At 50.9% G+C, this 12,533-nt stretch carries 7 protein-coding genes and 1 pseudogene; 5 read left to right on the forward strand and 3 right to left on the reverse strand.

Translation table 11 applies throughout. The features are described from left to right. Positions 1-269 precede the first annotated feature (269 nt). The 4 genes and pseudogenes from purL (at position 270) to ACFQ1C_RS05980 (ending at position 6,080) form a co-directional block, all read left to right on the forward strand. Positions 270-4,160 carry a phosphoribosylformylglycinamidine synthase gene (gene purL / locus ACFQ1C_RS05965; protein WP_379557687.1) on the forward strand — a complete coding sequence of 1,297 codons (3,891 nt, stop codon included), beginning with the start codon at positions 270-272 and terminating at the stop codon, positions 4,158-4,160. A gap of 139 nt (positions 4,161-4,299) precedes the next feature. Beyond that, positions 4,300-4,650 (forward strand): PAS domain S-box protein, encoded by a 351-nt coding sequence (locus tag ACFQ1C_RS05970; protein WP_379557688.1) that lies wholly within the window; start codon positions 4,300-4,302, stop codon positions 4,648-4,650. A gap of 6 nt (positions 4,651-4,656) precedes the next feature. Beyond that, positions 4,657-5,325, forward strand: coding sequence for a diguanylate cyclase domain-containing protein (locus tag ACFQ1C_RS05975; protein ID WP_379557689.1), 669 nt, complete (start codon positions 4,657-4,659; stop codon positions 5,323-5,325). Positions 5,326-5,391: 66 nt separating this feature from the next. Continuing rightward, positions 5,392-6,080: pseudogene (locus ACFQ1C_RS05980) on the forward strand (EAL domain-containing protein). 631 nt (positions 6,081-6,711) lie between these two features. Here the strand turns inward: ACFQ1C_RS05980 and ACFQ1C_RS05985 are convergent. Next, positions 6,712-7,257 carry a DUF1439 domain-containing protein gene (locus ACFQ1C_RS05985; RefSeq protein WP_379557690.1) on the reverse strand — a complete coding sequence of 182 codons (546 nt, stop codon included), beginning with the start codon at positions 7,255-7,257 and terminating at the stop codon, positions 6,712-6,714. A gap of 342 nt (positions 7,258-7,599) precedes the next feature. On the opposite strand from ACFQ1C_RS05985, the gene cls reads away from it, so the two are divergent. Further along, positions 7,600-9,057, forward strand: a complete 1,458-nt coding sequence (gene cls / locus ACFQ1C_RS05990) for a cardiolipin synthase (protein WP_379557691.1) — start codon at positions 7,600-7,602, stop codon at positions 9,055-9,057. Between the two features lie 359 nt (positions 9,058-9,416). Here cls and ACFQ1C_RS05995 read toward each other — a convergent pair whose 3' ends face one another. Further along, positions 9,417-10,631 (reverse strand): pyridoxal phosphate-dependent aminotransferase, encoded by a 1,215-nt coding sequence (locus tag ACFQ1C_RS05995; protein ID WP_379557692.1) that lies wholly within the window; start codon positions 10,629-10,631, stop codon positions 9,417-9,419. A 354-nt stretch (positions 10,632-10,985) separates the two neighbouring features. Further along, positions 10,986-11,249 carry a GrxA family glutaredoxin gene (locus tag ACFQ1C_RS06000; RefSeq protein WP_379557693.1) on the reverse strand — a complete coding sequence of 88 codons (264 nt, stop codon included), beginning with the start codon at positions 11,247-11,249 and terminating at the stop codon, positions 10,986-10,988. Positions 11,250-12,533 lie beyond the last annotated feature (1,284 nt).

A 12,533-nucleotide genomic window follows, 5' to 3' on the forward strand; every position in this document is an offset into this window, starting at 1 on the left:
TTGCCCTTACCAATAAGATCTCTTAGTCACTTTTCGACCTTATCCCATCTTAATTTTTCCGTGTTTTTCCGTGTATTCCGTGGCAAAAAAAGGTTTTTCTCTGTCTTATGGCTGATCGCTTATAGCTTCAAGCTTACCGCTGCCCGAAGGGCTTTTACCCTTCACACCTTACCCCTGATTAAATGGTCGTCGACAGAGCAGGGGGGGGATCCTATAATACCGCCCAACTTCTCAACCCCCCATTCACTCACGCTTTGAGAATCGCCACTATGGAAATACTGAGAGGCTCAGCCGCCTTATCTGGTTTCAGAACCCAAGCATTGGTTCGCCAGGCCCAGCAAAAGCAGCTGCCGCTGGCTGCCATTGCTACTGAATATGTACACTTTGTTGCTGTTCACGCCAACCTCGAGGCGCAAAAGCTACAAGTATTAAGCCAATTGCTCGACAGCCCGGCTCAGGGCCTCACTCCCGCCCCCGATAGCCTGATGGTACTGGTTACGCCTCGCCCTGGTACTTTGTCACCTTGGTCGACCAAGGCTACCGACATTGCGCACAACTGTGGCTTAAAGCAAGTAAAGCGCATTGAGCGTGGCATTAGCTATTATTTAAGCTTCGAGCGCACGCCAACGGACGCCGAGCTAGATGCTATTACGGGATTATTGTTTGATCCCATGACCGAAGTAACGCTCGGCGAACTAGAGCACGCCAGCTGCCTGTTTGCCCAAGCAGAGCCGGCACCCGTCACCGCCGTGGATATGCTAACCGGTGGCCGTGAGGCCCTTGCCGAGGCAAATCTGCGCTTAGGCTTGGCACTGGCAGAAGACGAAATTGATTACTTATTCGATGGCTTCACCGAGTTAGGCCGTAACCCTAACGACATCGAACTCTATATGTTCGCTCAAGCGAACTCTGAGCATTGTCGTCACAAAATATTTAATGCCGACTGGACCATAGACGGTGTAGAGCAGCCTAAGTCGCTGTTCAAGATGATCAAAAACACCCACGAGCAAGTGCCTGAGCATGTGTTGTCTGCCTACAAAGACAACGCCGCCGTCATGAGCGGCTCGGTTGCCGGCCGTTTCTTTGCCAGCCCCGAGTCAGGTGAATATCGCTATCATCAAGAAGATATTCATATCTTAATGAAGGTAGAAACCCATAACCACCCCACGGCTATCTCTCCTTATGAGGGGGCAGCTACCGGCTCTGGCGGTGAAATTCGTGATGAAGGCGCCACCGGGCGCGGCTCTAAGCCTAAAGCCGGTTTAGTCGGTTTTAGCGTATCGAACCTAAAAATACCTGGCTACCCGCGCCCTTGGGAGCAAGATTTCGGTAAGCCAGACCGCATCGTAAGCGCCCTAGATATCATGCTAGAGGGCCCGCTGGGCGGAGCTGCCTTTAACAACGAGTTTGGTCGTCCGGCACTGTTGGGTTACTTCCGTACCTTCGAAGAAAAAGTATCCAGCTTTAACGGCGAAGAAGTGCGTGGCTATCACAAGCCCATTATGTTGGCCGGTGGTTTGGGCAACATTCGTGGCGAACACGTACAAAAAGGCGAGATCACCGTTGGCGCCAAGCTAATTGTACTGGGCGGTCCGGCCATGAACATCGGCTTGGGCGGCGGTGCTGCGTCTAGCATGACCTCGGGCCAGTCTAGCGAAGACTTAGACTATGCCTCCGTGCAGCGTGACAACCCAGAAATGGAGCGCCGTTGCCAAGAGGTGATCGACCGCTGTTGGGCTATGGGTGAGAACAACCCCATTCAGTTTATTCACGACGTGGGCGCGGGCGGCTTGTCTAACGCTATGCCTGAGTTAGTGAACGACGGTGGCCGTGGTGGTCGATTCGACTTGCGTAACATTCCTAACGATGAGCCGGGCATGAGCCCGCTGCAAATTTGGTGTAACGAATCTCAAGAACGATACGTGATGTCGGTGGCCAACGATCGACTGGCCGAATTTGAAGCCATTTGTCGTCGCGAGCGCGCGCCATTTGCCGTAGTGGGTGAAGCTACCGCCGAGCCGCATTTAAGCCTGCACGATACTCACTTCGACAATCAGCCCATCGATATGCCGTTAGAAGTGTTATTAGGCAAGGCACCCAAAATGCAGCGTGACGCAATAACTAACCGTCATCAAAGCCCAGCATTAGAGCTGAGCGGCATCGAGCTAAAAGATGCCGCCGAGCGTGTAATGACGTTGCCTGCCGTAGCCGATAAAGGATTCTTAATCACCATTGGTGATAGAACCGTGACCGGTTTAGTCGCGCGAGACCAAATGGTGGGACCTTGGCAGGTGCCGGTGGCCGACTGTGCGGTAACTGCCGCGTCTTACGACAGCTACGTAGGTGAAGCCATGTCGTTGGGCGAGCGCACGCCCGTGGCGCTGCTGGACTATGCCGCCTCGGCCAGACTTGCCGTTGCCGAAGCCATTACCAACATTGCCGCCACCAACATTGGCGAGCTTAAGCACATTAAACTGTCTGCTAACTGGATGGCCGCCGCCGGACACCCAGGCGAAGACGCCGGTTTATATGAAGCAGTAAAAGCCGTTGGCGAAGAATTATGCCCAGAGTTAGAGCTGACCATTCCGGTGGGCAAAGACTCCATGTCGATGAAAACCAGCTGGACCGATGCGGGTGAAGACAAGTCGGTAACCTCGCCGCTGTCATTGGTGATCACCGCCTTTGCACGGGTCAAAGATATTCGCGACACCGTTACCCCTTGGGTGCGTTGTGATCAGGGTGATACCAGCCTGATCTTAGTCGATTTGGGTAATGGTAAAAATCGCTTAGGTGCCTCGGCATTGGCGCAAGTTTATCGCCAGCTCGGCGATACTCCAGCCGATTTAGACAGCCCAGCACAGCTGAAAAGCTTCTTTTATGCCATGCAAACCCTAGTGGCCGATAAGAAACTGTTGGCTTATCACGACAAAGGTGACGGCGGTTTATTTACCACGCTGGCAGAAATGGGCTTTGCGGGTAATACCGGCCTAGATGTCGAGCTCGACTTGTTAGGTAGCGATCATCTGGCCACCTTGTTCAACGAAGAGCTGGGTGCGGTAATACAAGTGCGCCAAGCAGACAAAGAAGCGGTGCTGACTTGTCTAGCCGGCCACGGCTTGGCGACGTGCAGCCATGTGATTGGTGCGCCTAACCAAGACGATCAGCTGCGCTTCTTTTATGCCGGTGAAGCCGTCTACACGGAGGCTCGCACCGAGCTGCGCCGTTTATGGTCACAAACCAGCTATCAGATGCAAGCATTGCGCGATAACCCCGAAAGTGCCGAAACCGAATATGCGACCAAGTTAGAAGCGAATAACCCTGGGTTATCTGTTGCGCTGAGCTTTGATCCTAAAGAAGACATTGCCGCGCCTTATATTGCTAAAGGTGTGCATCCGCGTATGGCCATCTTGCGTGAGCAAGGCGTTAACTCGCACGTAGAAATGGCGGCCGCCTTCGACCGCGCCGGTTTTGCGGCAGTAGACGTGCACATGAGTGACCTGCAAAGTGGCCGTTACCGGTTAGACGAGTTTGCCGGTATGGTCGCCTGTGGTGGTTTCTCTTACGGTGACGTATTGGGTGCCGGTGGTGGTTGGGCCAAGTCGGTGCTGTTTAACGAGGCATTGCGCGCGCAGTTTGCCGCGTTTTTTGCCCGAGAAGACAGTTTCTCTCTTGGTGTATGTAACGGTTGCCAAATGCTCTCGCGCCTGCGCGACCTGATTCCTGGTGCTGCACACTGGCCAGACTTTGTGCGCAACCAGTCGGAGCGTTTTGAAGCGCGCTTTAGCTTAGTGGAAGTGCAAGAGTCGCCTAGTCTGTTCTTATCGGGCATGGCCGGCTCGCGCCTACCTATCGCGGTGTCTCACGGTGAAGGCCGCATACAAACCCTAAACGCAGACATTAATGCCATTGAAGCCAGTGGCACGGTTGCGCTGCGTTTTGTGGATAATCACGGTCAAACAACCGAGCGTTATCCGGCTAACCCGAACGGCTCTGCCAATGGTATTACCGGGCTGAGCAGCCAAGATGGGCGCGTCACTATTATGATGCCGCACCCAGAACGGGTGTTCCGTACCGTGGCCAACTCTTGGCATCCTGATGGTTGGGGTGAAGATGGCGGCTGGATGCGAATTTTCCGTAATGCACGGAAAAACCTCGGTTAAAATTGCAGTTTGCCTCTAGTTTTGAAAAAGCCCACTCTAAAGTGGGCTTTTTATTATTCGCTTGAGTCTATACGATATAGCTGCTTGGTAACCATCACGGCAAATAGTCGATATTTAATATCAAGATCAGCAGACCCTAATGTATACAAAAACACCATTCACTCACGAGTCGATCACGGATATGGATCATAGTAACTTGTTATGGGCTGCCCCTATTGCTTGGCAACAGGCGAGTAGCGACAGTCTCAGGGAGCTTGCAACTAGATCAATTAATTTGACCAAACAGATCATGCATCATACCCGAGAGGGCATAGTGGTGATGGATGCCCGTGGTCGAGTGCTAGACGTTAATCCCGCATTTTGTCATCTAAGCGAATTGGATGAGGCTCAGGTGCAAGGTGCACATATCACTAATATTAATGGTAGTTTGCATCGGCGACGCTATTACCGTGATATTTGGCAGCACTTGCTACAGCTTGATCACTGGTAAGGCGAAGTGCAGCACTATAACCGTAAAGGCGCGCTGGTTACTCACTGGCTAATGTTGTATCTGGTTAAAGATAGCCAAGGCCGAGTGGATCATATTATTGGCATACTGGATGACATGAGTCAGCTAAAACAGACCGAAGAACGGCTTAGCTATCTTGCCCATCATGATCCATTAACCGGTACTGCTAATCGTACTTTTTTGTTGAGTTGGTTTAGCAAATTAAAATCAACATTAGCAAAAGGAGAGTCGCTGGCACTGCTGTTTATCGACCTCGATCGCTTTAAGCCCATTAATGATAACTTTGGCCATGGCGTTGGCGACCGAGTGCTGAAAGAGTTAGCTAGTCGATTACAAAAAGAGGCGGATACCAATGAACTGGTAGCGCGCATCGGCGGCGATGAGTTTGTGATCATTTGGCGTACCAACGCAACGGCAACTAATTTGCACAGTAAGGCTGAACATTTACTGACCCAGCTTAAAATGCCGGTGCCAATTGGCAGCTATGAGTTGAGCGTCGGTGCGAGCATCGGCATTAGTTTTTATCCCGAACACGGTGAAGATATTGAAAGCTTGCTGCGTTATGCCGATACCGCTATGTATCAAGCCAAACGCTATAGTCACAATAAAATCTGTCTGTTCGACCACTCTCAATATGTTCAGTTACAATCTCAGTAACGCCTAAGTAGCAACTTTCATCAGGCCATTACAGACAGTCAGTTCTTTTTGCAATATCAGCCGATATTGGCAGCGCAGAGCAAGCAGCTGCTCAGTCTTGAGGTATTATTGCGCTGGCAACACCCCGAATTGGGCGTGTTATATCCGGACAATTTTTATCGGCCGCGGCTGCTGCAGGCTCTTTATACAGTTTGGCTGAGTGGGTGTTTATTGCCGCGGCCCAACAGTTACGTTATTGGCGGGCGCACCAATATTTTCAGGGTAGCATTAGCATCAACCTTAGCGGACTAGAACTAGAGCAATTAAGAGTAGAGCCGCTAGTCGCTTTATTACAGCAACAAGGGGTTGATCCGGCTGATTTTATCTTAGAACTGTGTGGCGACCATCTGATGCGTCGTAGCGAATCCCTTAGCGGCACCCTTACTAAACTAAGAGCGGTAGGCATTAAAATTTACCTGAATAACGTAGGGGAAGGGCGCTTTAACTTCAGCAAATTTAACCAAATCTCTATTGATGGCATTAAGCTGGATCGCAGCTTGTTTACCAACCCCAGTTGTACGTATTCGCAGACTGTCATTCGTTCATTATTATTATTATTATTATCTGAGTCGTTAGGCATCAACGTAGTGGCCTGTGGAGTTGAAACACAAGCTCAATGGGCATTTTTACGCCAACACGGCTGCCACGGTGTTCAAGGTCGACTACTCGCCCCACCCATGAGCCCCAATGAGCTAGAAACCTACTTAGAAACATAGCGCTCGGCACCCAGCTAAAAGAAAGCGCGCTGGCTTGCCTTGATCGTCCCCCTCGCGAAAGCGGGGGTCCAGTGCCCTTTGCAGGCGTCCCGCAGGCTTGCCTTTACCGTCACCCTCGCGAAGGCGGGGGTCCAGTGACCTTTGCAGACATTTAAAAACCATCCTGCTCCGCAGTCCCTGCAGCTAAAGCGCAGGCTACAAAGTTCGATGTTTATGTAGGCTGGCGCTTTAGCTGCCAGTCCCGCCTCAGCGGGATTTAAAAACCATCCTGCTCGCAGTCCAGCAGCTAAAGCGCTGGCTTGCCTTTATCGTCACCCTCGCGAAGGCGGGGGTCCAGTGACCTTTGCAGGCGTCCTTCAGGCTGACCGTTCTGCGCCACAAGTCCTAAAGGCCCGTTTCAGCGGGATGTAAAATCATTCTGCTGCGCAGTCCCAGCAGTTAAAGCGCTGGCTACAATGGGGGAAGACTTTTGTATTTATGCCGTCATCCTGACGCACGTCAGGATCTCGTTTTTAATCTTCAAAGACTAAATAAGATACCGGGTCAAGCCCGGTACGACGGCTGAGGGCAGAGTGTATTTATGTCTGCCTTGTCGCTTACGGCTTCAAGCTTACCGCTGCCCTTACGACTTTCAATCAATCCCATGTAGCGATATTTTGCCGGGGGTTATGCCTAGGCTTACTGCCTGATTTTTTAGTTGGCGCTGCAGCGGATCTTTCTCATCTAAGGTATACACCGGATATTGCGATAGATACCCCGTTAATGCCTGTAACAGCATTGGCAAAATAAAACGCGCCTGTTGGGAGCTGTCATCTTGGTTAAGGCTGTAATTTAACAGTTCAAACTCATCAAGAAACAGCGCACCTTGTTCATTGTCATAGCGAGGGCGAGCACTAAAGTCACCGCTAACATCCCAATGATATTGCTGCTGGCCTTGGTTAAGTGAAATTAAGGCTTGGCCCAATACTCTGGCTTTATCTGGGCTCTGGCGCCCTAGCTCAACATTCACATCTCGCACTTTTACTGCGGCCGACAACCATTGACCTAAACCAAGTGGAAACTCTTTACCTAGCTGTTTTTTAAGCTCGGTATTAAGCTGTTGTTCGGTTAGCGTTAGAGTTTGTGCACTTGCCAGCGCACTCATGGTAAACATGACTAACAACATGATTATTTTCATCAAATAGCATCCATTCAACAAAATTTAGTATCTTATCTAGGGTCTGTTGACCTTTCGAGATTATTTTTGCAGCAGTTTGTGGGGTTTTTATACAAGGCATCGCTTATGCCATGGAGTCATTCTCCATAAATAAGCGATAACGCCGTAGAAAGGCTCCACAAATGCTGCCCTTCGGGTTCGGCTAAACGCGTTTTTCTCTTTGTTGAGTGGGCGTTTGCTTAGAATGACTAGGCTACACCCCACTCGCCGCGATAAAAACGCGTTTAACTCGAACAAAACTTAACCGCGAAAGGTCAATAGACCCTAGTCTGCACCGTCCCGCTTTAGAGGAGCAAGGTATTTTTGAGTGATTATATTTCTACGCTGTTCGGTTGGCTGTTGTTTGCCGTTCATACCAGCTTGGTGTTTGGGGTCACCTTTAGGGTGATAATGAAGCGTCGCCCGGTGGGGGTATCTTTAGCTTGGCTGGCACTTATTTATGCTATCCCTATCTTGGGTGTCGCCACCTACCTCTTATTGGGCGAAGTCCGTCTGGGCCGCAAACGAGCCGACAGGGCCAAAACCATGTATCGCCCCTACGCCGACTGGATCAATGTACTGGTTGAGCGCTTTCCTGGCCAGAAGTTTGAAGTAAGCGAACCCGCTCGGCCTATCTATGAATTAGTAAAAGCCAGACTCAACATGCCCATGCTGAGCGGCAATGGTATGAGCTTGTTGCAGCACCCCGACGACATTCTTGCAGCGCTGCAAGCCGATATTCACGACGCTCGCAGCTCTTGTTATTTAGAGTTTTATATCTGGCATGCCGGTGGGCGAGCCGATGATATTGCCTTTACGCTGATGGCTGCCGCACGTCGTGGTGTCGATTGTCGGCTGTTGTTGGATTCAGTGGGCAGCGCCGATTTCTTTCGCAGTCACTGGCTAAAGCGGCTACGAGCTGCGAGCGTTAAGGTAGTAGAAGTGTTGCCGGTGGGGGCATTTCGGCTGTTGTTTGAGCGACAAGACTTGCGCATGCACCGCAAATTGGTGGTCATCGATGATGATGTTGCCTACACCGGCTCCATGAACCTAGTCGATCCTGCCTGCTTTAAACAAAATGCCGGTGTGGGCCAGTGGGTAGACATTATGCTGCGTATTCGCGGGCCCATAGTGCCCATATTCTGGTCGCTGTTTGTGTGGGACTGGGAAATGGAAACCGGCGAACGCTTGTTAGAGCAGCTGGAGTATCACCCCATTAATTGCCTCGACAGCCCGCTTAAATTGCAGCTACTGCCCTCGGGTCCCTTTATGGGCGGCGATGCCATTCAGCAAAGTTTGTTAACGGCCATCTATCAAGCGCGGCGACGTTTGGTGTTAATCACCCCCTACTTCGTGCCCGATGATCCGCTCGTTGCCGCACTGTGTTCAGCGGCTGATCGTGGCGTAGAAGTACAATTGATATTGCCAGAGAAAAATGACTCGCGCATGGTCAACTATGCCTGCAATGCCTTCTTCGATGAATTGCTGCAGGCGGGAGTAGAAATACACCTTTACGGAGCGGGATTACTACATACCAAGTGTGTGTTGGTCGACCATCAATTCGGATTAGTGGGCACCGTTAACTTAGATAAGCGCAGCCTGTGGCTTAACTTTGAAATGACGCTGCTTATAGATGACGGCCAAGCCATGGGAGAGCTACTGCAGCTAGCCGACGGCTACCTAGCCGACACCAAGCCCGTCTCGTGGCTAAAGTGGCGCCAACGGCCCCTACGCCAGCGGGTACTAGAAAACCTCTTCTATCTACTGAGTCCATTGTTGTAGCAGCTTTCCGCGATAAGCTGTCAGCTAGAAAATAGACTCCAATTCGCCTGTAGTCCGACGCTTTAGGAGTTGATACTCATCGTTTCAGCCCACTGCGAATATTCACTGGATATTCGATTAAGCTGAAATGATTCGCCCCCAGCCGTCATCCTGATGCACATCAGGATCTCGCACTTAGGTTTAGAGCCTTCAAAGACAAAACGAGATACCGGAGCGCGTCCGGCATGACGGCATAGGGCGGCGCGTGTTTATGTTTAAGGCGCACGTCAGGAGCTCGTCCTCAGCCGTCATCCTGATGCACATCAGGATCTAGGGTTTGTCTTTAACTGACAGCGTACAGCTTACGGCTTACCGCTTTTTCATTGCCGATAATGCTTAAGGAAGCGGGCTAGGCGCTCGATGGCGTCTTCTAGTACCTCTACGCGGGGCAGGGTGACTAAACGAAAGTGATCGGGGGTGGGCCAGTTAAAGCCGGTGCCTTGCACAATCAGCAGCTTTTCTTGCAGCAACAAGTCGTACACCATCTTTTGATCGTCTTTAATGTTGTATACCTTTGGATCTAGACGCGGAAATAAATAAATCGCGCCCTTAGGCTTAACACAAGACACCCCAGGAATATCGTTCAGTAGCTGCCACGCCACGTCGCGTTGCTGGCGTAACCGGCCACCGGATAACACCAGTTCATTAATACTCTGATAGCCGCCCAGTGCCGCCTGAATACAATGCTGCATAGGTACGTTGGCGCACAGTCGCATGGACGACAGCATTTCTAGGCCTTCTATATATCCCTTGGCCTGATGCTTAGGTCCGCTGATCATCATCCAACCTTGACGGAATCCGGCGGCCCGATAGCTCTTAGATAAGCCGTTAAAGGTGGCCACCAACACATCGTCACACAAGGTGCATACAGAACGGAAAACGACATCGTCATACAAAATTTTATCGTAAATTTCGTCGGCAAAAATAATGAGCTTGTTTTGTCGCGCAATCTCAATAACCTCGAGTAAAAACTCGCTGTCATACACAGCCCCAGTAGGGTTATTGGGGTTTATCAGCACGATGCCTTTGGTGCGCGGGCTGATTTTAGCGCGAATATCGTCTAAATCAGGATACCAATCGGCTTGTTCATCACACTGATAATGCACCGCCTTGCCGCCTGACAAGGTAACGGCGGCGGTCCACAGCGGATAATCTGGCGAAGGTACTAAAATTTCGTCGCCATTATTAAGCAACGCCTGCATGGCCATTACAATTAGTTCAGACACCCCGTTGCCAATGTAGATATCTTCTACATCAGTGGTGCGCAGCCCCTGCTGCTGGTAGTACTGCATAATGGCCTTGCGGGCCGAAAACAGGCCCTTAGACTCACAATACCCTTGGCTGGTAGGCATGTTAACGATGGCATCTTTGAGCAGCTCTTCTGGGGCATCAAAGCCAAAGCTTGCCGGATTACCAATATTAAGCTTGAGAATGCGATGGCCTTCGTCTTCTAGGCGACGGGCTTCTTTATGAACCGGACCGCGAATGTCGTAACAGACGTTAGCTAACTTGTGTGATTTATCTAGGGAATACATGAGTACAAACGGCCTCGGAATAAGCTTCAGCCTGGGCAGTCACCGAACAACGTGTCGTACACAGGGGCAGTTCATACCTTCCGTGGTACCGCAATAACGCCATTTGGGAGCCACTGGCCAGCAAAGACTAGTGATATGCCCATAATGAGACTTTGCAATCAAGATGAAAAGGGGGAAGCGGTAATTAAAGCGGTCAGCGATCAGCTTTCAGCGGTCAGATAAGGGCAAACACCGCCGAGCACCAAGCGCCCGGCGCCCAGCTAAAGATAAACACCGAACCTAGAGCGCTGGTTTGATATCTTTTGTCGATGTGTTTTTAGCTAGGCGCTTGGTGCTGGGCGCCGGGCGCTTGTTTTAATCAAACAGGCCTAAGTTGGCTTTGGCGTGGGCTTCAAACTCGGTGTAGCCGCCGATGTGTGCTTGGTCGAGAAAAATCTGTGGCACGGTTTCTACCGGCTTGCCGACGGTCTTCTCTAGATCTGCTTGAGAAATGCCTTCGGCATGAATATCGATATAGCGAAAGTTAAAATCGTCACGCTGTTCGGTGAGCTTTTCTGCCAACTCTTTAGCACGAACACAAAACGGGCAACCGGGACGACCAAAAATAACTGCAAACATACATTTCTCCAGACTAATTAATTGCACCCAGTTTAACAGGTGTGTGGGATAGCTTGAAGCCGAAAGCTTTAAGCGTTCAGTTACTGAGAGATCAAAATACAAATACTTTTTTTTGCCACGGAATCCACGAAACCCACGGAACAATAGTGATTAGATCTGAAAAAATACTTATGGGTAAGACTGCCGAAAGCAAAGCTGCTAGCTATAAATTAAGATCAACGACCAAACCATCCTGCTCGCAGTCCCAGCAGCTAAAGCGCTGGCTTACCTTTATCGTCACCCTCGCGAAGGCGGGGGTCCAGTGCCCTTTGCAGACATTTAAAAATCATCCTGCTCCGCAGCCCCTGCAGCTAAAGCGCAGTCTTACCCCTATCGTCACCCTCGCGAAGGCGGGGGTCCAGTGACCTTTGCAGACATTTAAAAACCATCCTGCTCCGCAGTCCCTGCAGCTAAAGCGCAGTCTTACCCCTATCGTCACCCTCGCGAAGGCGGGGGTCAGTGACCTTTGCAGACATTTAAAAATCATCCTGCTCGCAGTCCCAGCAGCTAAAGCGCAGGCTTGCCTTTATCGTCACCCTCGCGAAGGCGGGGGTCCAGTGTCCTTTGCAGACATTTAAAAATCATCCTGCTCCGCAGTCCCTGCAGCTGAAGCGCAGGCTACAAAGTTCGATGTTTATGTAGGCTGGCGCTTTAGCTGCCAGTCCCGTCTCAGCGGGATTTAAAAATCATCCTGCTCGCAGTCCCAGCAGCTAAAGCGCAGGCTTGCCTTTATCGTCACCCTCGCGAAGGCGGGGGTCCAGTGTCCTTTGCAGACATTTAAAAACCATCCTGCTCCGCAGTCCCAGCAGCTAAAGCGCTGGCTTACCTTTATCGTCACCCTCGCGAAGGCGGGGGTCCAGTGTCCTTTGCCGGCGTCCCGCAGGCTGACCGTTCTGCGCCACAAAGCCTGGATGCCCGTCCCCGCCTACGCGAGGATGACGTTTCTTTGCGGGATTTAAAAACCATCCTGCTCCGCAGTCCCAGCAGCTGAAGCGCTGGCTACAATGTTCGGTGTATTTTGTAGGCTGCTCATGTTTTGAATAAAGAGTAGCTGGTACTCCCGTCCCCGCCTACGCGAGGATGACGTTTCTTTGCGGGATTTAAAAACCATCCTGCTCCGCAGTCCCAGCAGCTACATACTAGTGTTGAGTTTTTAATTATGAATGTTGAGTTAAGTGCTTGGAATGGCCCCGAATAAGTAGACACTTCTTCAGAGTGAGGAAGTGTATGCAATACCGAACCAAA

This window comes from Oceanisphaera ostreae (assembly GCF_042676125.1).
GTDB lineage: Bacteria > Pseudomonadota > Gammaproteobacteria > Enterobacterales > Aeromonadaceae > Oceanimonas > Oceanimonas ostreae.